This window comes from Blautia sp. SC05B48 (assembly GCF_005848555.1).
Taxonomy (GTDB): Bacteria; Bacillota; Clostridia; order Lachnospirales; family Lachnospiraceae; genus Blautia_A.
Map to the genome: position 1 here is coordinate 3,468,992 of NZ_CP040518.1, position 26,967 is coordinate 3,495,958.

Sequence of the window (26,967 nt, forward strand, 5' to 3'; positions counted from 1 at the left end):
TTCGTATACTTTGATCCCTACTCCTGCATGGAAAGGACCTTTCTGTTCTGCATGATATAAGTCAGCAGGGAGATAATGGTCAGTGCAACAGACAGCCAGATAAATATCTGTGTCAGCACTGCAAAAACACCTCCGAAATCCAGCATCAGAAGTATGATCATGATCATCTGGGAAACGGTTTTAAATTTTCCCCAGTAGTTTGCGGCAATGACAATTCCGTTCTCAGCTGCGATCAGACGGAAACCACTGATGATAAATTCCCGTCCGATGATAATGATCACAACCCATGCCGGAAGCTTGTCAACCTCGATCATACAGATCATGGCAGAGCATACCAGAAGCTTGTCAGCCAGCGGGTCCATAAATTTTCCAAAATTGGTTATCAGGTTATATTTTCTGGCAAGATGACCGTCAAACCAATCTGTCACACTTGCTGCGACAAAAATCGCTAGACAGATCCAGCGGTTTGCTTCTCCTCCCCATCCTGTCAGTAAGAAAACTACAAGAAATGGTACAAGTATCATTCTTGCAACTGTAAGTTTATTCGGTGTATTCATCGCTCAGCACTCCTATCAAATCATACTCAAGCGCACCTGTCACACGTACCTTTGCAAAATCACCTGTCATAAGCAGTTCGCCTGTCTGAACGAAAATATATCCGTCAACCTTCGGTGCATCCCCATAGGTACGTCCGATATAGGCACTTTCATCTGCAACTTTTCCCTCGATCATAACAAGAAGTTCCTGTCCGATACGATCCTGACCTCTGTCGTAAGAGATTTCCTGCTGAAGTTCCATCAGCTCGTCTCTGCGTTCTTCCTTCACTTCTTCCGGAACCTGGTCTGCCATCTCTGCTGCCGGGGTATTCTCCTCCGGAGAGTAAGTGAAGACACCAAGGCGATCAAATTCCATCTCATCTACGAATTCCTTCAGTTCTTCATGGTCTTCCTCCGTCTCACCCGGAAATCCGGTGATCAGAGTTGTACGCAGCACGATATCCGGAATCTCCCTGCGGAGCTTTCCGACAATATCGATCAGTTCCTGTTTGGAAGTACGGCGGCCCATTCTCTTAAGAATACGGTCCGATGCGTGCTGGATCGGAATATCCAGATAATGACAGATCTTCTTCTCATCACGAATGGTTTCGATCAGTTCATCGTAAATCTCCTCCGGATAACAGTAAAGGATGCGGATCCAACGGATACCTCTGATCTCACAGAGCTTCTTTAAAAGAATGTGAAGAGATTTTTTGCCATAAAGATCTCTTCCGTAAACGGTGGTCTCCTGTGCTACCAGGATCAGTTCTTTCACTCCCTGTTCAGCCATATCCTCTGCCTGGGCAATGAGGCGCTCCATCGGAACGCTTCGAAATTTACCTCTGAGTTTCGGGATGATACAGTAGGTGCAGTGCTTATCACAGCCTTCTGCGATCTTCAGATAACCGAAATGTCCGCCAGTAGTAAGGACACGTTTGCTTCCTGTGTCCGGAAGATAGTCAATATCACGGAATTCTTCGAAATGATTTCCGGCTACTGCTTCTTCCAGAGCCTTTACGATGTCGCCGTAGGATGTAGTTCCAAGAACAGCATCGACCTCCGGAACCTCCTCAATGATCTCTTTCTGGTATCGCTGTGCCATACAGCCGGTAACGATCAGTGCATGGCAGCTTCCTGTTTTTTTGTACTCTGCCATTTCAAGAATGGTTTCCACACTCTCTTCCTTGGCATCCTTGATGAAACAGCAGGTATTGATCACGATTGCATCTGCCTGCGTTTCATCGTCTGTGATCTCATGACCTCCGGCTGTAAGAAGTCCCAGCATTTCTTCGGAATCCGCCAGGTTCTTGTCACAGCCAAGAGAGATGAATAATATTTTCATAAAATTACTCCGCTTCTGTCTGAGCTGCTTCTGCAGTCTCAGTGCCTTCTGCGGTCTCGCCCTCTGCTGCCTCAAGAGCCTCCTTTTCAGCTTCAAGAGCCTCCAGCTCTTCCTCTTCTTCCTGCCCGGGAAGGATCTTTACCTTACCCTTGTAGAGCTCATCAATGGCAACGGAAAGCGGTTTCTTTCCTGCTGCACCCGGTACAAGCGGCTCTGCTCCTGCGATCAGCTGGCGGGCACGTTTGCTTGCTGCAAGTACAAGAGAATAACGGCTGTTCAGCACGAGAGCCTCATCGTCGTCCTCGTTGTTTGTGTTGATAGCCTCAATTAATTCTGAATAAGATGGATGTATCATATCTTTTCTCCCTTCTGTAACGGCAGGGCCGTATTTAACTTATTAATTGGTATTTATAAAAAAGCTTCCGCTTCTTTCTGGATCCTGGATACAAAATCATGATTCCTGGATGTACGCATGCGCTCACACCGGATGGTCTCATGAAGTGTATCAACACATTCCTCCAGATCATCATTGATCAGGAGATAATCATATTTATCCATTCCTCTGGATTCTTCAACCGCTCTTCTGAGACGCCCGTTGATCACATCCAGAGTCTCTGTTCCGCGACCTACCAGACGGTTCTTAAGCTCCTCCATAGACGGCGGACATACAAATACCAGCAGTGTATCCGGAAACTTCTCACGGATCTTCATGGCACCCTGGATCTCGATCTCAAGAATCACATCTTTCCCTGCGGAAAGCTGCTCCTCTACATATTTGCGGGGTGTGCCATAATAATTCTCCACATACTGTGCATACTCGATCAGTCCGTCTTCCCGGATCAGCTGTTCAAATTCTTCTTTTGTGCGGAAGAAATAAGCCTCTCCGTCCTTCTCGCCCGGTCTTGGATTTCTGGTAGTAACAGAAACAGATAATGCATAATTGTCATATTTTTCCATCAGACGTTTCATGACAGTACCTTTTCCGGAACCGGAAAAGCCCGAAACAACAACTAAAATTCCCTTACTCATTTCCTTCCTCCCTCGTTTCTTCTCCATACGCTTCCGAAAATCTCCTGGCAATGGTTTCCGGCTGCAGAGCGGAAAGCACAAGATAATCATCGGAAGTAACGATCACTGCTTTTGTTTTTCTTCCCTGTGTGGCATCAATCAGGGTGCGGGTTCCCTTGACACTCTGTATCATGCGCTTCACAGGAGCGGCATCCGGACTTACCACAGCCACGATCTTGCGTGAATTGACAACATTTCCAAAGCCTACATTAATGAGTTTCGCCATTTACGCTCTCCCTTTCTGTCTGTGTACAGCCTGTTTCCTGTCCGGTTACTCGATATTCTGGATCTGCTCACGGATCTTCTCGATCTCTGTCTTCAGATCGATAGCCGCGTTGGATACGGTAAGATCATTGGATTTAGACAGGATGGTGTTCGCCTCACGGTTCATCTCCTGTGCCATGAAATCCATCTTACGTCCCACGCCCTCGTCCTCATCCAGGATCTTTCTCATTCCGTGGATGTGGCTTCGAAGACGTACCGTCTCCTCATCATTGCAGATCTTATCTGAAAAAAGTATCACCTCTGCGGCGATCCTGGAATCATCGATCTGGTTATCTTCAAGAAGCTCATGCATCTTGGTTTCCAGTTTCTCCCGATAAGCCTTCACTACTTCCGGAGAACGTTTTTCCACTACATCGACCTTTGCTTCCAGTCCGTCCAGCTTCCCAAGAAGATCCTGTTTCAGATTAGCACCCTCACGCTGGCGGGTCTCCACAAATTTCCGACAGGCCTCATGAAGCGGACCCTCCAGAAAATTCCAGAGCTCTTCCTCATCCGGAGCCTGCTCTTCCATTGTAAACACATCCGGATATCTGGAAAGTGTGGAAACACGGATATCATTCTCAATCCCCAGTTCCTCACTCATCTGGTTCAAATAGCCCAGATATTCCCTTGCCAGCTCTGCATTGTACTTCAGAGCCATTCCGCCCATTGTATAGTCTTCGTAGGTGATGAACACATCAACTTTGCCGCGGCGGATATAAGTCTTCATCACATTTCGGATCTCTCCCTCAAAATAGCTGAGTCTTTTCGGCATTTTGATGTTCAGATCCAGATATCTGTGATTGACGGATTTCAGTTCAACAGAAACCTTACGTTCTCTGGAAACTGCTTCTGCCCTGCCAAAGCCGGTCATACTTTTTATCATGTTATCCTCCAATACTGCCTCTTAAGTTTATCAGCTGCTGATAAATGCAGCCAATGATTGCATACGGATTTATTATAGTTCATTCCAAAACCCTAGTCAAACTCTTTTTTTACTGTTATAATGATCGATGTTGAAATGAGTTGCTGTGAACGGAGTGAACAGCAACTGAAATGGAGGTAAAATCATGGCATTTGACGGAATTACAGTTTCTGCTCTCGTGGCAGAGATTGATGATAATTTAAAAGGCGGACGTATCAATAAAATCGCCCAGCCGGAAAACGATGAACTTTTGATCACAGGAAAAGGCGCAAATGGACAGAAACGTCTTCTCTTAAGTGCAAGCGCATCCCTTCCTCTGATCTATTTTACAGATAAGAACCGTATCAGTCCTTTAACTGCACCGAACTTCTGCATGCTTCTCAGAAAGCACATCGGAAGCGCCCGTATCCTTGATGTGAAGCAGCCTGGAATGGAGCGTGTGGTGGAATTTGAGCTGGAGCATCTTAATGAGCTGGGGGATCCCTGCAGAAAGCGTCTGATCATGGAGCTGATGGGCAAGCACAGCAACATCATCTTCTGTGACGAAAAAGGAATGATCCTGGACAGCATCAAGCATGTCTCTTCCCATATGAGCTCTGTCCGTGAGGTTCTTCCCGGAAGAGAATATTTCATTCCCAATACCAGGGATAAAGAAAATCCGCTGACTGTTTCCGAGGAGGAGTTCACACAGCACATCTGTAAAAAACCTGTGAATATTTCCAAGGCACTTTACACTTCACTCACAGGTATGAGCCCGGTAATGGCTGAGGAGATCTGCTACCGTGCATCCATTGACGGAAGCGATGCAGCACAGTCCCTGGATGAGACAGCCTGCACCCATCTTTATCATACCTTTCTCCGCCTTATGGAGCAGATCCGGAACAGAGAATTCACCCCGAATATTGTCTACCGCGGAGAGGAGCCTGTGGAATACGGTGTCTTTCCTTATCAGCAGTTTGGCAGTGAATACCGCAGCGAAACCTTTGACAGTGTTTCTGTTATGCTGGAGACTTATTATGCTACCAAGAGTCTGTTGACACGCATCCACCAGAAATCCTCCGATCTTCGCCGTGTAGTACAGACCGCTCTGGAACGTAACCGAAAAAAATACAACATCCAGAAAAAGCAGCTGAATGATACTGCAAAAAAAGATAAATTCAAGGTCTACGGTGAACTGATCAACACCTACGGATACGGGCTTGAGGAAGGCTGCAGATCCTTTAAGGCACTGAACTATTACACCAATGAGGAGATCACTATTCCTCTTGACCCGACACTGACACCGGCACAGAATTCCAAGAAATATTTTGATAAATACGGAAAGCTGAAGCGTACAGAGGAAGCCGTCACAGAACAGATCGCAGATACGGAAAGTGAGATCTCTCATCTGGAATCTATCTCCAATGCTCTGGATATCGCCAGATCCGAAAGTGACCTTTCCCAGATCAAGGAAGAGCTCACTGAGTACGGCTATATCAAACGCCACTACACTAACAAAAAAGGCCAGAAAGCCCAGCCAAAATCCAAACCGCTCCACTACATATCCAGTGACGGTTTTGATATCTATGTGGGAAAAAACAATTTCCAGAATGATGAGCTGACTTTCAAGTTTGCAACCGGAAATGACTGGTGGTTCCATGCAAAGAAGATGGCTGGTTCCCATGTGATCGTCCGCACTAAAGATGGTGAACTTCCGGACCGTACCTTCGAAGAAGCAGGACGCCTGGCAGCCTGGTACTCCAAAGGGCACTCTGCTCCCAAGGTAGAGATCGATTATATCCAGAAAAAACATGTAAAAAAACCTGCCGGTGCAAAACCCGGTTTCGTTGTTTATTACACCAATTATTCTCTCATGGCTTCTCCGGATATTTCGGATCTGAAAGAGGTCACGGAGTAAACTAAAAAAACCTTCCTGTGTTCTCGTATTTCTCCAAGACAGGATACCTGTATCTCTGCAAGTATCTGTCCTGAGAAATTTTTCTGTAAACACAGGAAGGTTTTTTATGTTTTCAGTGGACATTCGCACTCCGCTTCGTTATATGCTCATGAACAAAAATCACAAAACGATTTTGTTCAGATCTCCAGTTTTTTCTCCACTGCCGGTGCAATGGATGTATCTGCTTTATGATACGGGATCAGTGTGGACTGCAACGCATGATACAGATCGGATTTTCCCGGCCATACAGTTTCCTTCAGATGATTTGTCTCATCCAGTTGGTGAAACCAGGAACCGTTTTCGTGATCCATGACCACTTCATCCAGGTACTTCATAAACTCAGCATAATCTTTCGCATATTTCTCCTTACCGGTCACATGATAAAGAACTGCAGAGGTATTGATCGCTTCTGCAAGAGTCCAGTGCATACGGTCACGTACCACCGGTTTGCCATTCCAATCTGTCGTGTATACAATTCCCGGTGCACCATCTGCATTCCAGCCGTCTTTTATTGCTGTTGTGTAAAGTTTCTCTGCTGCCTGGAGATATTTTTCCAGTTTTTCTTTCTCTTCTCCGCAGTTTGCAAGTGCCCACTGTGTGATCAGTCTTGCCCATTCGATTCCATGGCCCGGTGTCGCTCCATATGGCTTGAACGGATCATCCGGACGGTCACGGTTGCAGTCAAGATCTGCCACCCATTCCTTCGTAAAATGTTCCGGAATCCTCCAGCTATTATCTTCTGCCCATCCAATTACATGATCAATGATCCTGCCTGCACGGATATGATATTTCTTATCTCCAATAACATCTCCAGCTGCCAGAAAAGCCTCTACCGTGTGCATATTGGCATTTAATCCACGGTAATCATCCAGCACGGTAAATTCCGTATTCCAGGTATCGCAGGCCAGCCCCTCCTCTTCATTCCAGAAATACTGATCATAAACAGCCAGAGCCTCCTCAAGGAGTTCCTCCGCCCCGGACCTTCCGGCTGTCAGTGCGGAAGATGCAGCTAGGATCACAAATGCATGGGCATAACACTGTTTATTGGGCACAATATCTCCTTCCGGTGTTACACCTGCATACCAGCCACCGTTTTTTTCATCGTGAAGCTCTCCCCTCAGACCTTTCAATGCCGCATCCGCAAGTTCTCCGCTTCCCTCATGGCCAAGCATCAGACCCAGACTGTATACATGAGCCATACGACAGGTGATCCAGGTTTCCCGGTTTCTGTCCTTCCATGGTGTTCCGTCGTCCCCCAGATAATAGGAACCTCCATTCGGTGAAGGAAACCGATGTCCGAAATTCAAAAGATCCTCACAGGATGCTTTCAGGAATTCCCGGTTTTCTTTTGTGTTAATCTCATATTTGCTGTTCATTTCAACCACCCCATCTGTTTTTCTTTAGGATATCATTCTTTTTGGGGAACTTCAATTCTTTTAGATTATTCTGGCAGACTAATAAAAAAGGAGAATGCCACATACGCATTCTCCTCATATTCAGACTTCTTAATTCCATTACCGCAGCGGTCGCAGACAGCCCTGTATTAATCTTCAAAACAGGTGATCACATAACGGTCACTTTCTGTGATCACATCGGAAACATTATCCCTGTCCCAGATCGCATCACTGATGATATCTTTCAGCTTATCATCCATAACGATATTAAAATTCTCCTCGATCACCTGAAACGGAACTCCCTCATTCTTCTGTGCATACTCCATGATAAAATCAAGAATCTTCTCTTCCATACTTCAAAATCTGCCTTTCTGTAAATACTAACGTTTAATATATTACATCAGATTTCCGCAGATGTCCAGATATTTTCCAGACATGTCCATGCGGTATTCCATAGGATATTATGCCAGTATACACACGCCCTTTCATATTTCGCTCTATATCAGAATCTGGTATGCCGGTTCACATATTTTGCTTTATATTTTGAGTACACAATGGTCTGGTCCTTATAAAGGCCATAATACCCCGATGCCGCATAGCTGATAGATACTGCGATCAGATAGAAGGATACTCCTTTAAATCCAAACATTTCAAAAGCAATCAGGATCGAAGTGATCGGACAGTTGGTCACACCGCAGAAAACTGCTGCCATTCCGCAGGCTGCACAGATTGACGGAGAAATTCCCATGAGATTACCCATCACACAGCCAAAGGTGGCTCCGATGCAGAAAGAAGGTACGATCTCTCCCCCACGGAATCCTGCACGCATAGTCAGTGCAGTAAGCACCATTTTCCAGAAAAAGGCGAAAGTACCCGCCTGTCCGTTTTCCACCGCTTTTTCAATAAGCTCCGCACCAGCGCCCATATATTCATCTGTTCTCAGAATAAAGGTGACAACAATGACCAGGCAGGCACCCACTGCAACCCTGACATATTTATTCTTAAACCATCTGCCATAAAGTCCTGCTGCACCATTCAGGGCAATACAGAACATAATGCTGACAACTGCACAGCCCAGAGCGATCACTCCCATTTTCAGGCCAGTTTCCACAGTCAGTGCCGGAATATCTGTCACATGAAAACTTTCCGGCGTGACTCCCATTCCGGCTGCAAATCCGGAAGCGACCAGTGACGCGATCATACATGGCATCAGTGCCGCATAGTACATCACTCCCACACTAACCACTTCCAGCGCAAAAACTGCCGCTGCCATCGGTGTTCCAAACAATGCGGAAAACGCCGCGCTCATGCCGCACATGACAATTACATGACGGTCCTCCTCGTCCAGATGGATCCATCTTCCAAGCTGGTTGGCAATACTTCCTCCAAGCTGGATCGCTGCTCCCTCACGTCCCGCAGAACCACCGGTAAGATGAGTCAGTGCCGTTGTGATAAAGATCAGTGGTGCAGAAAGGATCGGCACATTATCTCTGGAACGCACGGTAGAAAGAACCTGATTGGTCCCTCCATCCTCTTTTCCAAGCTTCTCATACAAAAATACAATGACAAGGCCGGATAACGGAAGCAAAAGAAAAATCCATTCATGAGCCTTCCGGTAACCGGTTACTGCCTTCAACGTAAAAGAAAACAGTGTGCTGGCAGCTCCTACGATACATCCTGTAATGACAGCAAGAACCAGCCACTTGATCAGATTTGACATATCCCGGCTGATTCTTGCACTGTAATAATATAAATGTTCCTTTAATCTTTTGTTATGATCTATCCCCATGTTCTTTCCCTTCTTTTCTTTACTGTCTGCATTATACTACATTTTTCCTCTCAGTAAAAGCAGGAAGAGAAAGCCCTGTTATTTTTTCTTCCGGGAAATATGCCTGTGTATCAGGATCGAGAATACACTGATCATCACAAGAAGCACTGCGGAGAGCCAGAATGCCGGAGACTTCGGATTTTTGATATTTGCTCCAAATATTGTAGCGAGAATAACTCCCGGCAGCGTTCCAAGCATGCCACCTGCCATATAGGTTTCAAATGGGATCTTTTCAGCTCCGAGAAACAGACTCACAGCATCTCCCGGTAAAAAGTTCAATGTCCGCATAAAAAATGAAATATACAGGGAATTTCCGTTCTGGTAATCTACTACTGTTCTCAGCTTCGGATATTTAGCTGTAAGACTTTCCACCATGGATGCACCTGAGAAGCGTCCCATCCAATATGGAAGTGCCAATGTGACTGCTCTTCCCAGAAAGTTCACCAGAAGTGCTGTTCCTGTAGAAAACAGATGCCCTACAGCAAGCTGCAGGATCGCAATTGGAAATATAAAAGAAATACTTTTCACTGCATAAAGCCCAAGCATAAGTAATGCAGCCTTAACAGGTTCCTCCGGTGTATAGCTTAAGATCCTTCTCACAGACAGATCCTCTCTATAACGGATACAGAAAAGGAGAAATACAAGAAAGAGCACCACCGGCAGATATTTTCTGATGTTATCAATCATTTTTTTCATGGTCTGATCCCTCCGTTTTCAAAAAAAGAGCACCGGCACCTGTTTCCGGTACCGTGCTCTTTCATAAGTTCTGCTTTTTTAAGTTTCAGGATCAGCAGCCTTTCTTCGCTGCCTTTCTCTCCTGGTCTTCCTTCCACATTTCCTCTGCTACCGGCTTCCAGTTTTCAGCATACCGGTCACATTTCGCACAGAGATGCTCCGCACTCTCCGGTGACTGAAGATCTGTGGAATGTGCTCCGGATTTTTCTACCATTTCTCTCAGCTTCTGCGGATTTTCAAGCATCGGGCATGGACGGTACATATTGTCATTAAACGGCTGTCCGTCATGATATGCCATCATCATCGGAGACTGCAGTGCTTCCAGAAGTGTTTTTTCGCGGATATTGGAATCAGAATAATGGATAAACACACATGGATCGATATCGCCGTTTGCATTGATATGCAGATAGCGACGGCCGCCTGCAATACATCCTCCCACAAACTCTGCATCATTCTGGAAATCCATGGCAAACAACGGCTTTGTTGCACGGTATCTACGGATACGCTCATAAGTTTCTCTTCTCTGTTCAGGTGTTGGGAGCAGCTCCGGTGCAGCATCATTTCCAACCGGCATGTAATGGAAATACCAGATAAAGTACGCTCCAAGATCGATCAGGCTGTCATAAAACTCCTCAGATGTAATGGATGCAAAATTCGCACTTGTGTAACATGCGGAGATACCAAAAACAAGCTTCTTTTCTCTGAGGAGATTAATTGCCCTGATAACCTTCTGGTATACACCATTTCCTCTTCTGCCATCTGTTGCAGTCTCAAATCCTTCCAGTGAAATCGCAGGAACAAAGTTTCCTACCCGAAGCATATCATTTGCAAAATCCTCATCGATCAGTGTTGCATTTGTGAAAGAAAGGAAGATACAGTCATTATGCTTCTCGCAAAGACGGATCAGATCTTTTTTTCTTACAAGAGGTTCTCCTCCTGTATAAATATACATATAAACACCAAGCTCTTTACCCTGGCGGATAATATCATCGATCTCATCATAAGTGAGGTTCAGCTTGTTTCCATACTCTGCTGCCCAGCATCCTGTACAGTGCAGATTACAGGCACTTGTAGGATCAAGAAGGATCGCCCACGGAATATTACAGCCATATTTTTTACGGCATTCATCCTGTCTCGGCCAGCCTGCAAGGTTTGCATTGATAAAGAAGTTTGCAGCCAGAGTTTTCATAACATGTGGATCAATATCAGTTACCAATCTATGAATAAATGGATAATACGGATGTTCCGGATTGGAAATGGCTTCGCGGATCATCGCTCTCTGTGTAGGAAATCCACCACCGGAAAATTTATCTGCCCAGTCCATGATCTTGATAAAATTCTTATCCGGATCTTTGTAAACATAGTTGAATGCCTGTTCAAGTCCGAATTTCTTAAGTGTATTCATTGCGCTCATACTATCTCTCTCCTTATTTCTCTCAATATGTAGATATGCAGATACAGCTAAACGGACATCCTCATTCCGTCACACTGCATTTTGAGCAGCAAAGCCATCTCTCGGTCTTTGCCTGACTCATGGTGTTACTGTACGTTTTTTTCATTTGAATAACAATAGACAATATAATTGGTATGACCAAAAATTAGGCAAATCTGTTAAAATGCCTAAATATTATTAACATCTTCGCTAAATAACATTTGTTATTTTTGTGCATACTTACTGTTTTCATGATGTTTCTCCACAAAAAAACACCCTGGCAAAGGCAGAAAAAATATTCCGCCCTGCTTCGGGTGTTTTTAATATATCTTATTTCTTTACTACGATATTGATGATCTTCTTCGGTACATAGATCTCTTTGATGATATTTCCGGAGATCTTATCTGCAACTGCCTTCTTTCCTTCGGCAATCGCATCTTCTTTGGATATCTCTGCCGGAATACTGATAACAGCCTTGGTCTTGCCGTTGATCTGAACCGGAACCTCGATCTCATCATCCTTCATAAGCTCCTCATCGTGAGCCGGCCACTGTGCATGGAAAATGGAATCCTCATGACCAAGCTTCTCCCAGATCTCCTCTGCAATATGAGGAACAAATGGCGCAAGAAGAATGGTAACTGTCTCGATGGTTTCTTTGTCAACAGCACCGTCATTCTGCTTTGCGATAGCGATCAGCTTGTTTGTGTATTCCATAAATCCGGACACTACAGTATTCAGGCTGAATGCTTCAAGTCTGCTGGTGATATCATACACCATCTTATGACGAGTCTTCTCCATCTCCTTGGTAGCCGGGATATCTTTCTCAATGCTGTCAAGAGCCAGTGTCCAGAAACGTTTCAGGAATCTGGATACACCATCGATTCCTCTGTCATCCCATTCTGCATCCAGTTCCGGCGGTCCTACGAACAGCTCATACATACGTAAGGAATCACATCCGTAATCATTTACAAGATCATCCGGTGAAATAACATTTCCTTTGGATTTGCTCATCTTGATTCCGTTTTTGCCTGTGATCATACCCTGGTTGAACAGCTTAACAAACGGCTCATCGAAATCAATAGCTCCGATATCATACAGGAACTTGGTGTAGAATCTGGAGTACAGAAGATGAAGAACAGCATGCTCTACACCACCGATATACATATCTACCGGCAGATATTTATCAGCTTTCTCTTTGGAAACCAGTTCTTTATTATTCTTACTATCTACATAACGGAGGAAATACCAGGAAGATCCTGCCCACTGAGGCATGGTGTTTGTCTCACGTTTTGCAGGAGCACCACAGCACGGGCATGTGGTATTTACCCACTCGTCAATAGCTGCAAGCGGTGACTCTCCGGTTCCTGTCGGCTGGTAGCTTTCTACCTCCGGAAGTCTTAACGGAAGCTGATCCTCCGGTACCGGTACCGCACCGCATTTCGGGCAGTGTACGATCGGGATCGGCTCACCCCAGTAACGCTGACGGGAGAATACCCAGTCTCTCAGTTTATAGTTGACAGTCTTACGTCCAATACCCAGCTTCTCGATGATATGCGGTGCTTCCTTCTTCAGTACGGAAGATTCCATTCCGTTCCACTCACCGGAGTTGATCATGGTTCCGGAAGCCTCTGTGTAAGCTTCTGTCATATTCTGAATTTCTTTACCGTCTTTTGCGATAACCTGGATGATCGGAATATCGAATTTCTTTGCGAACTCAAAGTCACGGTCATCATGAGCAGGTACACACATGATAGCACCTGTACCATAATCTGCCAGAACATAGTCGGAAAGCCAGATCGGAAGCTTTTCGCCATTCAGCGGATTGATCGCATAAGTACCTGTGAACACACCGGTCTTCTCTTTATCCTGAAGACGGTCTACATTGGATTTCATGGAAGCATCAAAGATATATTTCTCTACAGCCTCTCTTGTCTCGTCTGTTGCAAGAGACTTTGCAAGAGCATGCTCCGGTGCAAGTACCATGAATGTTGCTCCATGAAGAGTATCCGGTCTTGTTGTATAGACCGTGATCTTCTCTTCTCTTCCCTCAACCGGGAAATCGACCTCTGCGCCGTAGGATTTGCCGATCCAGTCTGTCTGCATCTTTTTAACCTTCTCCGGCCAGTCCAGTTTATCCAGATCACTTAAAAGTCTGTCTGCATATTTTGTGATGCGGAGCATCCACTGACGGAGGTTCTTTTTGGTAACCGAAGTACCACAACGCTCGCAGCATCCGTTTACAACCTCTTCATTTGCAAGACCTGTCTTACAGGAAGGGCACCAGTTGATCGGGAACTCCTTCTCATATGCAAGACCTTCTTTGAACATTTTTACAAAGATCCACTGTGTCCATTTATAGAATTCCGGATCTGTTGTGTTAACCTCCATATCCCAGTCATAGATTGCTGCGATATCGTTGATCTGACGTTTGATATTTTTGATGTTTGCTGCTGTAGATACTGCCGGATGAACACCCATCTTGATAGCATAGTTCTCAGCCGGGAGACCAAAAGCGTCCCATCCCATCGGGTGGATCAGGTAATAACCCTGGAGCATTTTATAGCGGCTCCATACATCAGAGATCACATAGCCTCTCCAATGTCCTACATGAAGACCGTTTCCGGACGGATACGGGAACATATCCAGACAGTAGTATTTCGGTTTCTTGCCATCATTGACATTTACCGGCTTTTTCTCCCAGTTTGTGCGCCATTTCGCTTCGATGGCTCTATGGTTATAAGGTGCAGCCATTTTTTTATTCCTCCTGACAAATTACTCAGTATTAATACTTTAATGCTTTCACACACTGCTATTAATTTTAACTACTTATGATGTATTTGTCAAACAAAAATCCAAAAACAGCCCTTTTCCATCAAAATATACATGAACCTGCAATCCTGGCCTGGTTTAGTTGACGCTTCTTTTTTCACATGATATAATTTCCTGCATGTATTTTCCTATATTATACATACATATTTATCTTAGGAGGGAACGCATAAATGAAATCTTTTTATTCCTGGTACCGGAAGCATATTACCGGTGCGATCTTTACAGGACTGATCCTGGGTATTCTCACAGGGCTTTTCCTGGCCGGACGGTTTGAACCTGTCCTCACTGTGACCAGTCTGATCGGAAGTATCTACATGAACGCCCTGAACATGATGATCTTTCCCATGGTCTTCTGTTCCATTGTCATTGGGATCTGTTCCATCGGAAACGCACGTACTACCGGCAAGATCACTGCAGCATCCATGATCTATTTTCTCTGCACAACGGCACTTGCCAGCCTGTGCGGACTGATCATCCCGAGACTGATCCATCTCGGAGAGGGAGTCAAATTTGAGATGGCAACGGCAGACATCCAGGCTACAGAAATGAGCAGTATCCTTGATACCCTGAAAAACCTGATCCCTTCCAACCCAATCGCCGCATTTGCTGACGGAAACATGCTCCAGGTTCTGGTGTTTGCCCTGATCATCGGTTTCACACTGATCGCAGTCGGTGAAAAAGGAACTCCATTCCTGAATCTGATTGATTCCGTCAATGAAGTATGCCTGAAGATCATCACAACCATCATGTACTTTACACCCATCGGTGTTTTCTGTACCATCGTACCGGTTGTGGAAGCCAACGGAACTGAAACGATCATTTCCCTTGCAACACAGCTTGTTATTCTGTATGTGGCATTCTTTGGCTTCGCTATTGTAGTGTACGGTCTCTCTGTAAAGCTGATCGGCAAACAGAGTCCGCTGAGATTCCTGAAAGCGATCCTGCCGGCAGCACTGAACGCCTTCGGAACCTGCTCAAGCTCCGCAACCATTCCATTAAGCAAGCAGTGTATGGAAGAAGAAATGGGCGTATCCAACCAGATCACCAGCATCGCCATTCCTCTTGGTGCTACCGTTAATATGGATGCTGTATCTATCCTGATGTCCTTTATGATCATGTTCTTTGCAAACGCCTGCGGGATCCATGTAAGTATTCCTCTTATGATCATTATCCTTCTTGCAAACGTACTGCTTTCCGTTGGTACTCCAGGTGTTCCCGGTGGCGCTATCGCATCTTTCGCAGCACTGGCAACTATGGCCGGACTTCCTGCCGGAGTTCTTGGTGTTTATATCAGCATCAATACCCTCTGTGATATGGGCGCCACCTGCGTCAATGTTATCGGTGACATGGCATGCTGCTCTGTACTGAAAAATGTTATCAAGATTGAGGAAGAAGCATAAACAGATTTTTCTGAAGTGTTATTTAAACAGAACGCAAATTACTTTACATAAGATATTTTATGTAAAGTAACAGCAGAAAAGCCGTAAGATATATGTTTAAGAAACTTTCACATATACTTACGGCTTTTCTGTTTATCAACTGTTCACATCCTGTATTCTTTATAATGTCTAACGTAAATGATGTAACACAGAAATTTATATTTCATTTTGCTGACTTTATTTTTTCAGAACACGGTAATTTTCTTCTCTGTCGTAATCCTTATGGATTCCATCGTCTTCATATAAGGTATACTCCGCACCTTCATATCCGAGAAGCTGCATATTTTTTGTATCCAGAGCTGCCACATATTCCGCTGCTTCTGCAACCGGAATACATTTCCCCTTCCGGATAAACAGCGGGATCTCATTCAGTGCCACTTCCACATAATGTACACCTTTTTCCAGGATCTCCTCTGCAATGGTTCCGTCCGGAAGGAATTTCACAAATTTCATCTCCTCCGGAAGATATACATAACGGCCTCTTGCGTTCTGTTCATAAACCGGAGCGATCATGATCTCATTTCCAAGAAGCAGCTGATCCTCCACATGTACGGCAATCTTATCCTCCGGGTAAACAAAGCCCAACGGCCGGAAATACATATCATCGTTCAGAGCAGCCTTCATATATTCACTGTAAAGATATGGAATAAGACGATATCTTACACCGATCACATGACGGAAATCTTCCACATTTTCGAACTGGTAGCATTCCTGCTCTCTGGTACCAATCGCTGTATGATCACGCATCAGCGGTGTGAATACTCCAAGCGCCAGGAAACGAAGCAGCAGTTCTCTTGTTGTATCAGCGCCAAATCCGCCCAGATCTGCTCCCGCATACAGGAAACCACACATATTCAGAGATGGCATCATCTTCAGGTTCAAAAGGATATGAGCCCACCAGGATTTATTATCGCCGGTCCAGATTCCTCCGTAGCGATGCATACCAATATAAGATGATCTGGAAAACATCAGAAAACGTTTTTCCGGATCGATCCGTTCAAAAGCCTCCCCTGCTGCTCTGGTCATATTGTAGCCAAACAGGTTATGGACTTTGTCATGGCGGATCTTTCTGCCATTCACATTATGGTAAAATCTCCGATAATCTTCAGGATTGTTTGCTGCATTGCGAAGTGCGCTCTGCATCTTCCAGATATGGATCTTTCCTTCCGTATCTTTTGCAAATTCTCCTGCAAGCTCTTTGACCTCGTTTATTCCCTCTGTGGAATAGAAGATCGCCGGCTCGTTCATATCGTTCCAGAAACCGTCGATTCCCTTCTCGATCAGAAAACGGTATTTGTCACCGAACCATTTTCTGGCATCTTTGTTCAACACATCCGGAAAATGAGTATCACCCGGCCATACAGCAGCTACAAAATCACTGCCGTCCTCTCTCTGGCAGAAGTAGCGGTTTTTGACACCCTCCTCATAAACATCGTATCCCGGCTCTACTTTGACGCCGGCATCGATGATCGGGATCAGACGGATATCCTGATTCTTCAGTTCCTTTACGAATTCCGGAAAATCCTGAAAATTCTCTTCACTTAATGTAAAGTCCTTATAAGACTGCATATAATCGATATCCATATAGATCATATCAATGGGAATATGATTTTCACGATATCCAGCTGCAACCTTCCGGAAATCCTCTTTTGTAGTATAGCCCCATCTGCTCTGGCCAAATCCAAAGGCAAATTTCGGCGGGATATAGCTTCTTCCGATCACATGACGGAACTGCTTTACAATATCATAGGGACTCTCCCCTTCGATCACATAAAGCTTCAGGTCTGCATTTTCGCAGGTTACCTTCATGGTATCCATTCTGGTATAGCCAATGTCAAAGGTGATCGCTGCCGGATAGTCAAAAAACATTCCAAAGGTTTCTTTTCCGGACACAATGATAAGATTATGTGCACCGTACAGGGAATGTTTATCCTCTGTATGCTCCGGATCATCGGTACAGTTACTGGTGTAAATGAATCCTCTCTTGTTGATACCGCGGTTGGATTCTCCCAATCCATAAACGATATCCTCTTCATCCATGATATAAGTAAAAGAAAATCCATCTTCTGCACAGATTTCTCCATATCCTGGCTTTCCTTCTGCTGTCTCAATGTTTTCTGTCAGTGCCTCAGTCTCAAAGGGCTCTCCATATACATATTTTTTTATCATTTTTCCCTCTCCTGTTACAGATTTCTGTAAAGAACAAATGCCTCATAAGGTTTCAGGACCACTTTCTTTCCAAAATCCTTTCTTCCAAGATTTGTGATCAGACATTCTGCATTTTTCTGAAATTCTTCCGGAATTTCCATTTCTGCCACATGCTCACTGAAATTGCAGACTGTGAGAAGCTTCTCTCCCTCAAGAGTTCTGGTATATGCAAAAATCTGATCATGATCTCTGTAAAGTGCCTCGAAAGCACCGTAAACGATCACCGGTTTTTCTTTTCTTAAACGGATCAGCTTCTGATAATAATGGAAAATAGAATCCGGGTCTGAAAGCTGCTGCTTCGCATTGATCTCCTTATAATTGGAGTTTACCCTGATCCATGGCGTTCCCTCCGTAAAGCCGGCCTGATGAGAATCCTCCCACTGCATTGGTGTTCTGGCATTGTCACGTCCTCTCAGCATCAGGCACTTCATCATGTATTCCGGTGTATAAATACCTGCTTCTGTATATTCATGGAAATACTGAATGCTCTCGATATCACGATAATCCTTAAGCTCTGTAAAATAAGCATTGGTCATTCCAAGCTCTTCTCCCTGATAAACATAAGGAGTTCCCTGCATCATATGAAGACAGGTTGCCAGCATCTTGGCTGAAGTTTCCCTGTATGCCGGATTATCATTTCCAAATCTGGAAACACTTCTTGGCTGGTCATGATTTCCAAGAAACAAACTGTTCCATGCTTTTCCCGCAAGCTCTTCCTGCCATTTAATCATAACCTTTTTAAATTCCTGGAAATCGTATTTCTCAGTAGTCCATTTGCCATGTTCTGATCCCTGTCCCTCTACATGCTCAAACTGAAATACCATGTTCAGCTCATTCCTGTCCTCACCTGCATATTTCTGTGCCTCTTCGATAGTCACACCGGAGGTTTCTCCAACTGTCATCACATCATATCGGGATAAAACTTCTCTGTTCATTTCCTGAAGAAACTCATGGATCCTCGGGCCATGGACGCAGTAAGGACCGAAATCACCGTATAATCCTCCGTTCATTTCTCCATCCGGATATGACTGATCCTTGGAGATCATGCTGATCACGTCCATTCGGAAACCGTCGATTCCTTTTTCACACCAGAAATTCATCATATCATAAACTTCCTGACGGACCTTTTCATTTTCCCAGTTCAGATCCGGCTGTTTTCTGGAAAACAGGTGAAGATAATACATCTCTGTCTGAGGATCATACTCCCATGCAGGTCCTCCGAATACACTTCCCCAGTTATTCGGTTCTTTTCCATTCACCGGCTCTCTCCAGATATAGTAATCCCTGTAAGGATTATCTTTGGATTTCCTGCTTTCAATAAACCAGTTGTGTTCGTCGGAAGTATGGTTTACGACCAGATCCATGAGGATCTTAATGCCCCGTTTATGCGCTTCTTCAAGAAGTTTTTCATAATCCTCCATGGTTCCATATTCTTTATAGATCCTACGATAATCGGAAATATCATAGCCATTGTCGTCCTGCGGAGATTCCAGCATGGGTGAGATCCAGAGAACATTTACTCCCAGTTCTTTCAGATAGTCCAGTTTTTCTATAATCCCGGGAATATCACCAATTCCGTCTCCGTTGCTATCCTTAAAACTTCTCGGGTAGATCTGATATACCACGCTTTCTTTCCACCAGCTTTTTTTCATGATAAATGGCCTCCTTTTTCTGTTGATTCTGAAATCAGCATATCCTATCCACCCTTTAAAATCAACAGGTTTCTCGTGAAACTTAAATTACTGCCAAACTTTTCTGTTTTTTTTATGCAGTTTTAACAATAAAGCACTGCTGTACGGCGAAAGAATTCCCACCACATTCCGGAAAGGCGCCAGGAAAAGTCATCACAACATAAAAAAGAGATCCTGCTACTCTTTTACAGAATCTCTCTTTACAAGCCAGACAGGGCTTTTTACATTTTTTTCGGCAGGTTCCTTTCCCTCTGCCATAAGAAGCAGCTTCCGCAGGGCCAGAACTGCTTTCTGATGAATATCCTGATGAATAGTGGTCAGCTTTGGCCTGACGATCTGCGCATAAAAATTATCATCAAAGCCGGTAATGGAAATCTGATCCGGAATCCGGATTCCCTTGTCTGTAAAAAAATTGATGGCCTCCACAGCTGTGTAATCCGAAGAAAATGCCAGAGCCTTTGTCTCCAGAAAATGAGGCAGCAGCTCTTCATATTTTTTCAGTCTGCGCCGGGGTTCCTGGGGAACCACCACATAGCGGGAGCGGCTGCAGAAGCCGCCATTTTTTTCCATAGCCTGTTTGAATCCAAGCCATCTGGCATAATCACTGTCCTGCTCTGTTTCCGCAACAAAAAGTGCCCGGTGGTATCCACAGGAATACAGATATTCCCCGATCTGATATCCGCCGGAATAATCATCCACTCCTACATTCTGAAAGCTATATCCGCCCTTCGGATAGGCATCGATCAATACCATTTTTTTATTCAGCTTTCTGGAAAGCTGGTGATACTGTTCTTCATTATACCCTATAATGATAAGACCTTCCACATTCCAACGGGATGCCATATCTACCACATTATCGATCCGTTCACCGCCAATGAGCATAATATAATAGCCTCTGTTTTCTGCTTCGACCTGCAGCGTTCCTGTGATCTCTCCCACAAAAGAATCCTGCAGAGACTGCATACCATGAATGAAGGAAAAACCAAGAACCACTCCAATGATCCTTGAGCCGTGTCCTGATAGCATCACAGATCCCATGTGGGGAACAGAATTCTGCTCCTTCAGGATCGCCGTGATCCGGTCAATGGTACTCTGTGAAACCCGTTTTGTATTTCCATTGATCACATTAGATACGGTTGTACGACTGACACCTGCCATATCCGCGATATCCTGCAGCCTTATCATTTCATTGAATACTGCATCAGCTCATAATGAAGCTCACAGCCCTCATAGATTTCTGCCGGAAGTAATGCTCTGGCAACCACTTTCAGTTCCTCCTCCGGCTGATCCACACGCTTCAGATGTGCATAATCTCCGTCAATCTGTTCCACGATATAATCACATACTAACATTTTTTTGTCCTCTCTCTTTTCTTTTTGCTCATGCTTCAATAACCTGTATGAGCACAATTCGTTTCTCTGACTGCTTATTTTCAAATGCACCTAAAAACAGGCTACAGCAAATGCTGCAGCCTGTCAACTCTTTATTCTGCCTTAAAGGATCTCTCTGTTTATTCGTCAGCACTGTCAATCTTGCTTGCGCGTGCCGCGATCTCTTTCTCCTGGATATCATTAGGAGCCTGCTCATAGCGTGCAAATTCATAGGAGAAATCTCCGCTTCCACCGGTCATGGAACGAAGGACTGTGGAATAACCATAAATCTCAAGAAGCGGAACATCTGCCTCAATGATGGTATTTCCTTCGTGATCCGGATTCATTCCGAGAACACGACCACGTCTCTTGTTCAGATCTCCCATAACATCACCGGTATATTTATCCGGAACTGTAACCTTCATGGAGATGATCGGCTCAAGAAGTACAGGAGAAGCTTCCATAAAGCCCTTCTTGAAGGCAAGGATAGTTGCCATCTTAAACGCCATCTCAGAAGAATCTACCGGATGATAAGATCCATCGTAAAGGGTTGCCTTCACACCAACGACTGGATATGCAGCCAGAGGTCCCTTCAGAACACATTCCTGAAGTCCCTTCTCAACAGCCGGGAAGTAGTTCTTCGGAACTGCACCACCTACAACTACCTGCTCAAATACATAAGGTGTCTCCAGATCACCAGATGGCTCAAAGCGCATCTTAACGTGGCCATACTGTCCGTGTCCGCCGGACTGTTTCTTATGTTTGCCTTCCACATCTGAATTCTTACGAAGTGTTTCACGGAACGGAACCTTCGGTTTGGAAAGCTCCACATCCACTTTATAGCGCTCCTTCAGCTTGCTGACAACGATATCCAGATGCTGATCACCCATACCGTAGATCAGACTCTGACGGTTTGCACTGTCATTGACAACCTTCAATGTTCTGTCCTCTGTCATCATCTTGGCAAGGGACTGTGCGATCTTATCCTCGTCACCCTTCTTCACTGCCTTAAATCTCTTGTATGTATATGGCGTGGAAAGTATAGCCTTTGGATAAAGGATCGGATTCGCCTTGGTTGCAAGGCTGTCACCGGTCTGTACACTGCCAAGCTTGGCGATGGCACCGATATCCCCTGCAAAAAGCTCCGGAACTTCGATCGGTTTGGAACCTTCCATGACATAAAGCTTGTTTACACGCTCCTCTGTTCCCTTCTCTACATTAAGAAGTGTATCATCGGATTTCAGCACACCGGAGCATACCTTGATCAGAGAATATTTACCAAGGAACGGATCCGCGATGGTCTTAAATACATAGGCAGATTTTGCCTTGGCAAAGTCATAATTGGCCTCAAAGATCTCGTTAGTCTTCTGTGCGATACCATTGCAGGAACGTCCGCTTGGGCTTGGGAAGTAACCGCAGATATCATCCAAAAGGTTAGATACACCGCGAAGGTTCACCGGTGATCCCATGCATACCGGAACAATACTTCCATCCTGTACATTGGTTGCAATAGCTGCGGAAATCTCTGCTACGGAGAAGGTATCTCCCTCGAAATAACGGTCCATAAACTCTTCGCTTGTCTCTGCAACAGACTCCATCAGAGTTTCATGATATTTCTCAAGATATTCTGTCAGATAATCCGGAACCGGGCATTCTTCCTTGCCGGCCTTGTCAATATATCTTCTTCCTGCCTGCTTCACAACATTGACATAACCTACAAACTTACCATCCTCACGGATTGGGAAATGAAGAGGAGCGATTCTCTTGCCGTACAGCTCTGTCAGCTCTTCCACGACCTCACGATAGCTGACATCATCCACGTCCATATCTGTAACAAAGATCATTCGCGGAAGCTTATATTTCTCGCAGAGATTCCATGCTTTCTGTGTTCCTACCTGGACACCGGCCTTACCGGAAACAACGATGATCGCTGCATCTGCGGCGCTGACTGCCTCTTCAACTTCTCCCACAAAATCGAAGTATCCGGGAGTATCCAGTACATTTACCTTCATCTTGTCCCATGGTACCGGGATCAGAGAAGTTGTGATGGAAAAATGTCTCTTTATTTCTTCCTTGTCATAATCGCTGACAGTATTGCCATCCTCAACACGTCCGAGTCTGCTCGTCATACCTGCCAGATAAGCCATTGCCTCAGCCAGTGTTGTTTTGCCTGCGCCACCATGACCTAATAGGACTACATTTCTGATTCGGTCTGTTCTGAAAACGTCCATATGTAATACCTCCCTGTTTGTCTTACTTAATATGTTCACATTTTACTAAATTTCCATGCAAATTTCAAGTATTTTATTCAATTTTGACAACTTTTTTTCAGAAAATTTTTCGCATTACCGTCAATTAATACAGAACAGTCGTCTTTCTTTCAGAATTTCCGGTTTACATACTTTTTCACGGCATCCACAGAACGGTTCAGTACCAGCTCTTCCGGAAAATCCAGTTTGGTCAGAAGGTCTCTGGCAAGATCAAACTCCCCGATCAGAAGGTCAAAATGGGCATCACTGTCCATAACCACAGGTACCCGATATTTTTTGCAGTATTCCAGCATGATGGTATCATTCTCCACTGCATTCTCACGGTTACAGTCAGGGTCCATGGAGTGGTTGTTCAGTTCCAGGACTTTACCGTATTCTCTGGCTCCCTGTACAAGCGCCTCATAATCGATATCGTATCTTCCGTCATCCGGATGTCCGATGATATTGACACACGGATTCTTCATAGCATTAAGATAGGCCTCCGTATTCTCCTGCCTGCTGCCTGGTCTGATGCATGGAACATGAAGACTTGCAATGACCACGTCCAGCTTCTCCAGGGTTTTCTGCTCAAGATCTACCGTTCCCGCCGCATCCAGGATATTCACCTCCGAACCCAGAAGCAGCTGGATCCCATACATTTCACGGGGTACCACCTTTATATTCTGAAAATAAAACTTATGACAGGTTCCCGGCATTTTCGGTGCATGCTCTGTGATCCCCAGGAGTTCAAGACCTTTATCGGAAGCAGCCCTGGCCATCTCGCGAAGTGTGCAGTATGCATGTCCGCTGGCTACGGTGTGTGTGTGAAGATCCATTACTGACTGATATTTCATGCTAAATTCTCCTCTGTATCTTATATTGTTTTTTCTTATTATATTATACGTCCGAAATCTCTGATTTCTCAAGCCTTTTTCTATTGTTACTGTTCACTCCGTTCTCAGCAACACGCTTCGCGGAATATTACCAATGAACAGTAACTTTCTATTACTCTTCCCTATTCGCAAAACATTACGGTAAACAGCTATAAAAATGGCCTTCCTGTTTCCTCTAACATTTGTTGACATTTTTCACACTTTCTTTTACAATATAGCCGTGATTTACACTATTAAAGAATAAAAGTAAAAAGTAACCTGAAAGGACTCTGAAGTACTATGAAAACCATAGGTTTTATCGGCCTTGGACTGATTGGCGGCTCCATTGCCAAAACCATACGAAAATTTCACCCGGATTATCGCCTGATTGCCTTTGACAAAGACAGAAGCGCTCTGGCAGAGGCGGTCAGTTTAAACGTGATCAACGGGATCTGTGATATTGAAGATGAACAGTTATATAACTGTGATTATCTTTTTCTCTGTGCACCTGTAGAATTCAATGTGGAATACATGGAAAAGATCAAAGCTTCTCTTGGAGAGAACTGTATCCTCACAGATGTAGGCAGTGTAAAAAACGTTATCCACGAAAAAGTAACCGAGCTCGGACTTGAAGGACGCTTCATCGGCGGTCATCCAATGGCAGGCTCCGAACGCAGCGGTTTTTCCAATTCCAGTGATCATCTCCTGGAAAATGCTTACTATATCATCACTCCGGGAGGAGAAGTTGCTTTGGAAAAAATTTCTGATTTCACAGAACTGATCTCCTCTCTTGGTGCGATCCCCCTTGTTATCACTGCAGAAGAACATGATTTCATCACGGCAGGAGTCAGCCACCTTCCTCATATTGTAGCCTCTGCTCTCGTAAATCTTGTAAATCTTCTGGATAACGACGCCCAGTATATGAAAATGATCGCAGCCGGCGGTTTCCGTGATATCACACGTATTGCCTCTTCTTCACCGGTTATGTGGGAACAGATCTGTCTGGAAAATCAGAAAAACATTTCCACGGTTCTGGATGAATTTATCCGTATGCTGATCCAGATCCGCTGTTCCATTGACAACAAAGAAGCTGACAACATCTTTGACATGTTTGCAAGCTCCAAGGATTACCGTGACTCCATTGACATTATAGACAACAGCCTGATCCCCCGCTCCTATGTCCTTTATATTGATGTGGCAGATGAGGCCGGTGCCATTGCAACCATTGCAACCATCCTTGCAACAGAAAAGGTCAACATCAAAAATATCGGTATTATCCACAACCGAGAATTTGAAGATGGCGTTCTGAAGATCGAATTTTATACAGACGCAGCCCTGGAGCAGGCTAAAGTGCTTCTTACAAAACGTAATTACAAGATCTGCGAACGCTGATATATAAACGGCAGCAGATATCCGATCTGCTGCCATGTATTTCAAAAATAACAATACAGGCAGGTACTAATATGGAAATCAAAAAAGCTAAGAAATTATCCGGTTCTCTCGCCATTCCCGGAGATAAATCCATTTCTCACAGAGCTGTCATGTTCGGCTCTCTTGCAGAAGGCACTACCAGGATCACAAATTTTCTGGAGGGCGCAGACTGTCTCTCAACTATTTCCTGTTTCCGGAAAATGGGTATTAACATTGAAAATACAGAAGGAGAGATCCTGGTCCACGGAAAAGGTCTCCATGGTCTCAGTGCTCCATCAGAGACTCTTGATGTCGGCAACAGCGGCACTACCACCCGTCTCATCTCCGGGATCCTTGCAGGACAGAACTTTGTATCAGAGCTTACCGGCGATGCTTCCATCCAGAAACGCCCTATGAAACGGATCATGACTCCGCTTTCCCAAATGGGTGCCGATATCATAAGTCTCAACGGAAACGGATGTGCACCGCTTAAGATCTCCGGAAGAAAGCTCCATGCCATCCACTACAATTCTCCGGTAGCATCTGCCCAGGTAAAATCCTGCGTACTTCTTGCCGGAATGTACTCTGACGGCATTACTCGTGTAACAGAACCGGTCCTTTCCAGAAATCACACGGAGATCATGCTGAATTACTTTGGCGCCGATGTAACCTCAAAAGAAACAACAGCATCCATCAAACCGGATCCATCTCTTTACGGACGTGAGCTCCTGGTTCCGGGGGATATCTCTTCTGCAGCTTATTTTATCGCAGCTGGTCTTCTTGTTCCCAACAGTGAGATCCTTCTGAAAAATGTGGGAATCAACCCGACCCGTGACGGTATCCTTCGTGTATGCAGGGCCATGGGAGCAGATATCACTCTTCTCAACAAGACCACAGAGGGCGAACCTACTGCCGATCTTCTGATCCGCTCCTCTGCTCTTCACGGAACCACAATAGAAGGTGCGATCATTCCTACTCTGATCGATGAACTTCCGATGATCGCCGTTATGGCAGCTTTTGCAGAAGGAACCACGGTTATCCGGGATGCACAGGAGCTTCGTGTCAAAGAGTCCGACCGCATCCAGGTTATGACAGAAAATCTTCGGAAAATGGGCGCAGATATCCAGGCAACCGAAGATGGCATGATCATTCATGGTGGAAAAGCCCTTCATGGCGCAGAGATCGATTCTCATCTGGATCACCGTGTAGCTATGTCTTTTGCAGTAGCAGGACTGCTTTGTGAGGGAGCACTTTCCATCAAAAACGGAGAATGTGTCAACATCTCCTATCCGGAATTCTATTCCGATCTTTATAGTCTGGCAGAATAATTATCTTTTATCCAGACAGAGAGCATTTTCATGTATCACAACATCTGTTCCATCAGATGACAGTGCATAAAATGCTCTCTTTTTTTGTATTTCGTATAATTTTTATTTATT

General features: G+C 44.8%; 21 protein-coding genes and 1 pseudogene. 4 read left to right on the plus strand and 18 right to left on the minus strand.

Annotated features, from left to right (window positions below):
* Nucleotides 1-17: 17 nt before the first annotated feature.
* The 6 genes and pseudogenes from pgsA to EYS05_RS16255 form a co-directional block, all read right to left on the minus strand.
* Entirely contained in the window at nucleotides 18-557 is a 540-nt protein-coding gene (gene pgsA / locus EYS05_RS16230) for a CDP-diacylglycerol--glycerol-3-phosphate 3-phosphatidyltransferase (protein ID WP_015525184.1), read from the minus strand.
* Nucleotides 541-1,878 carry a 30S ribosomal protein S12 methylthiotransferase RimO gene (rimO, locus tag EYS05_RS16235; protein WP_138277557.1) on the minus strand — a complete coding sequence of 446 codons (1,338 nt, stop codon included), beginning with the start codon at nucleotides 1,876-1,878 and terminating at the stop codon, nucleotides 541-543. The genes pgsA and rimO overlap by 17 nt, the downstream gene beginning before the upstream one ends.
* Before the next feature lie 100 nt (nucleotides 1,879-1,978).
* Nucleotides 1,979-2,233, minus strand: a pseudogene (rpoZ, locus tag EYS05_RS16240) (DNA-directed RNA polymerase subunit omega); the annotation flags it as partial.
* A 53-nt stretch (nucleotides 2,234-2,286) separates the two neighbouring features.
* A complete protein-coding gene (gene gmk / locus EYS05_RS16245; protein WP_015525188.1) occupies nucleotides 2,287-2,907 on the minus strand; it encodes a guanylate kinase in 621 nt (206 codons plus the stop codon).
* Entirely contained in the window at nucleotides 2,900-3,172 is a 273-nt protein-coding gene (locus EYS05_RS16250) for a DUF370 domain-containing protein (RefSeq protein ID WP_021978072.1), read from the minus strand. The genes gmk and EYS05_RS16250 overlap by 8 nt, the downstream gene beginning before the upstream one ends.
* Before the next feature lie 45 nt (nucleotides 3,173-3,217).
* Entirely contained in the window at nucleotides 3,218-4,096 is an 879-nt protein-coding gene (locus EYS05_RS16255; RefSeq protein ID WP_138277558.1) for a YicC/YloC family endoribonuclease, read from the minus strand.
* Nucleotides 4,097-4,280: 184 nt separating this feature from the next.
* Here EYS05_RS16255 and EYS05_RS16260 point away from each other — a divergent pair, with 184 nt between their 5' ends.
* Nucleotides 4,281-6,032 carry an Rqc2 family fibronectin-binding protein gene (locus EYS05_RS16260; protein ID WP_138277559.1) on the plus strand — a complete coding sequence of 584 codons (1,752 nt, stop codon included), beginning with the start codon at nucleotides 4,281-4,283 and terminating at the stop codon, nucleotides 6,030-6,032.
* A gap of 176 nt (nucleotides 6,033-6,208) precedes the next feature.
* Here EYS05_RS16260 and EYS05_RS16265 read toward each other — a convergent pair whose 3' ends face one another.
* The 6 genes from EYS05_RS16265 to leuS form a co-directional block, all read right to left on the minus strand.
* The gene (locus EYS05_RS16265) at nucleotides 6,209-7,447 is read right to left on the minus strand and encodes an AGE family epimerase/isomerase (RefSeq protein WP_138277560.1); all 1,239 of its coding nucleotides are present in this window, start codon (nucleotides 7,445-7,447) and stop codon (nucleotides 6,209-6,211) included.
* A 167-nt stretch (nucleotides 7,448-7,614) separates the two neighbouring features.
* The gene (locus EYS05_RS16270; protein WP_118515397.1) at nucleotides 7,615-7,818 is read right to left on the minus strand and encodes a hypothetical protein; all 204 of its coding nucleotides are present in this window, start codon (nucleotides 7,816-7,818) and stop codon (nucleotides 7,615-7,617) included.
* 149 nt (nucleotides 7,819-7,967) lie between these two features.
* Nucleotides 7,968-9,254, minus strand: coding sequence for a chloride channel protein (locus EYS05_RS16275; protein WP_118624820.1), 1,287 nt, complete (start codon nucleotides 9,252-9,254; stop codon nucleotides 7,968-7,970).
* 78 nt (nucleotides 9,255-9,332) lie between these two features.
* Nucleotides 9,333-9,989, minus strand: coding sequence for a TVP38/TMEM64 family protein (locus EYS05_RS16280; RefSeq protein WP_138277561.1), 657 nt, complete (start codon nucleotides 9,987-9,989; stop codon nucleotides 9,333-9,335).
* A gap of 91 nt (nucleotides 9,990-10,080) precedes the next feature.
* Nucleotides 10,081-11,442: a radical SAM protein gene (locus EYS05_RS16285; protein ID WP_118515391.1), complete on the minus strand. Its 1,362-nt coding sequence runs from the start codon at nucleotides 11,440-11,442 to the stop codon at nucleotides 10,081-10,083.
* Between the two features lie 348 nt (nucleotides 11,443-11,790).
* Complete coding sequence (leuS, locus tag EYS05_RS16290; RefSeq protein WP_138277562.1) at nucleotides 11,791-14,211, minus strand: leucine--tRNA ligase; 2,421 nt, start codon at nucleotides 14,209-14,211, stop codon at nucleotides 11,791-11,793.
* Nucleotides 14,212-14,459: 248 nt separating this feature from the next.
* Between leuS and EYS05_RS16295 the strand changes: the two genes are divergently transcribed.
* A complete protein-coding gene (locus EYS05_RS16295) occupies nucleotides 14,460-15,689 on the plus strand; it encodes a dicarboxylate/amino acid:cation symporter (RefSeq protein WP_110103906.1) in 1,230 nt (409 codons plus the stop codon).
* Nucleotides 15,690-15,905: 216 nt separating this feature from the next.
* Here the strand turns inward: EYS05_RS16295 and EYS05_RS16300 are convergent, their stop codons facing one another.
* From EYS05_RS16300 to EYS05_RS16325, 6 genes are all read right to left on the minus strand, one after another.
* Nucleotides 15,906-17,897 (minus strand): glycoside hydrolase family 31 protein, encoded by a 1,992-nt coding sequence (locus EYS05_RS16300; RefSeq protein WP_138277563.1) that lies wholly within the window; start codon nucleotides 17,895-17,897, stop codon nucleotides 15,906-15,908.
* A gap of 14 nt (nucleotides 17,898-17,911) precedes the next feature.
* Nucleotides 17,912-19,588, minus strand: coding sequence for a glycoside hydrolase family 13 protein (locus EYS05_RS16305; RefSeq protein ID WP_118515383.1), 1,677 nt, complete (start codon nucleotides 19,586-19,588; stop codon nucleotides 17,912-17,914).
* 216 nt (nucleotides 19,589-19,804) lie between these two features.
* On the minus strand, nucleotides 19,805-20,785 hold the full coding sequence (locus EYS05_RS16310) for a LacI family DNA-binding transcriptional regulator (RefSeq protein WP_243119165.1): 981 nt from the start codon (nucleotides 20,783-20,785) through the stop codon (nucleotides 19,805-19,807).
* A gap of 23 nt (nucleotides 20,786-20,808) precedes the next feature.
* Complete coding sequence (locus EYS05_RS16315) at nucleotides 20,809-20,979, minus strand: hypothetical protein (protein ID WP_015525206.1); 171 nt, start codon at nucleotides 20,977-20,979, stop codon at nucleotides 20,809-20,811.
* Nucleotides 20,980-21,137: 158 nt separating this feature from the next.
* Complete coding sequence (locus EYS05_RS16320; protein ID WP_110103913.1) at nucleotides 21,138-23,228, minus strand: elongation factor G; 2,091 nt, start codon at nucleotides 23,226-23,228, stop codon at nucleotides 21,138-21,140.
* 149 nt (nucleotides 23,229-23,377) lie between these two features.
* On the minus strand, nucleotides 23,378-24,100 hold the full coding sequence (locus EYS05_RS16325) for a phosphatase (RefSeq protein ID WP_110103914.1): 723 nt from the start codon (nucleotides 24,098-24,100) through the stop codon (nucleotides 23,378-23,380).
* A 318-nt stretch (nucleotides 24,101-24,418) separates the two neighbouring features.
* Here EYS05_RS16325 and EYS05_RS16330 point away from each other — a divergent pair, with 318 nt between their 5' ends.
* Entirely contained in the window at nucleotides 24,419-25,510 is a 1,092-nt protein-coding gene (locus tag EYS05_RS16330; protein WP_110104271.1) for a prephenate dehydrogenase, read from the plus strand.
* 71 nt (nucleotides 25,511-25,581) lie between these two features.
* Nucleotides 25,582-26,856 carry a 3-phosphoshikimate 1-carboxyvinyltransferase gene (gene aroA / locus EYS05_RS16335; RefSeq protein ID WP_110104270.1) on the plus strand — a complete coding sequence of 425 codons (1,275 nt, stop codon included), beginning with the start codon at nucleotides 25,582-25,584 and terminating at the stop codon, nucleotides 26,854-26,856.
* The last annotated feature ends 111 nt before the right edge of the window (nucleotides 26,857-26,967 follow it).

Coding starts and splice junctions, on each gene's coding strand:
- pgsA (WP_015525184.1), bottom strand. CDS start 557: ATGAATACACCGAATAAACTTACAGTTGCAAGAATGATACTTGTACCA.
- rimO (WP_138277557.1), bottom strand. CDS start 1,878: ATGAAAATATTATTCATCTCTCTTGGCTGTGACAAGAACCTGGCGGAT.
- gmk (WP_015525188.1), bottom strand. CDS start 2,907: ATGAGTAAGGGAATTTTAGTTGTTGTTTCGGGCTTTTCCGGTTCCGGA.
- EYS05_RS16250 (WP_021978072.1), bottom strand. CDS start 3,172: ATGGCGAAACTCATTAATGTAGGCTTTGGAAATGTTGTCAATTCACGC.
- EYS05_RS16255 (WP_138277558.1), bottom strand. CDS start 4,096: ATGATAAAAAGTATGACCGGCTTTGGCAGGGCAGAAGCAGTTTCCAGA.
- EYS05_RS16260 (WP_138277559.1), top strand. CDS start 4,281: ATGGCATTTGACGGAATTACAGTTTCTGCTCTCGTGGCAGAGATTGAT.
- EYS05_RS16265 (WP_138277560.1), bottom strand. CDS start 7,447: ATGAACAGCAAATATGAGATTAACACAAAAGAAAACCGGGAATTCCTG.
- EYS05_RS16270 (WP_118515397.1), bottom strand. CDS start 7,818: ATGGAAGAGAAGATTCTTGATTTTATCATGGAGTATGCACAGAAGAAT.
- EYS05_RS16275 (WP_118624820.1), bottom strand. CDS start 9,254: ATGGGGATAGATCATAACAAAAGATTAAAGGAACATTTATATTATTAC.
- EYS05_RS16280 (WP_138277561.1), bottom strand. CDS start 9,989: ATGAAAAAAATGATTGATAACATCAGAAAATATCTGCCGGTGGTGCTC.
- EYS05_RS16285 (WP_118515391.1), bottom strand. CDS start 11,442: ATGAGCGCAATGAATACACTTAAGAAATTCGGACTTGAACAGGCATTC.
- leuS (WP_138277562.1), bottom strand. CDS start 14,211: ATGGCTGCACCTTATAACCATAGAGCCATCGAAGCGAAATGGCGCACA.
- EYS05_RS16295 (WP_110103906.1), top strand. CDS start 14,460: ATGAAATCTTTTTATTCCTGGTACCGGAAGCATATTACCGGTGCGATC.
- EYS05_RS16300 (WP_138277563.1), bottom strand. CDS start 17,897: ATGATAAAAAAATATGTATATGGAGAGCCCTTTGAGACTGAGGCACTG.
- EYS05_RS16305 (WP_118515383.1), bottom strand. CDS start 19,588: ATGAAAAAAAGCTGGTGGAAAGAAAGCGTGGTATATCAGATCTACCCG.
- EYS05_RS16310 (WP_243119165.1), bottom strand. CDS start 20,785: ATGGCAGGTGTCAGTCGTACAACCGTATCTAATGTGATCAATGGAAAT.
- EYS05_RS16315 (WP_015525206.1), bottom strand. CDS start 20,979: ATGTTAGTATGTGATTATATCGTGGAACAGATTGACGGAGATTATGCA.
- EYS05_RS16320 (WP_110103913.1), bottom strand. CDS start 23,228: ATGGACGTTTTCAGAACAGACCGAATCAGAAATGTAGTCCTATTAGGT.
- EYS05_RS16325 (WP_110103914.1), bottom strand. CDS start 24,100: ATGAAATATCAGTCAGTAATGGATCTTCACACACACACCGTAGCCAGC.
- EYS05_RS16330 (WP_110104271.1), top strand. CDS start 24,419: ATGAAAACCATAGGTTTTATCGGCCTTGGACTGATTGGCGGCTCCATT.
- aroA (WP_110104270.1), top strand. CDS start 25,582: ATGGAAATCAAAAAAGCTAAGAAATTATCCGGTTCTCTCGCCATTCCC.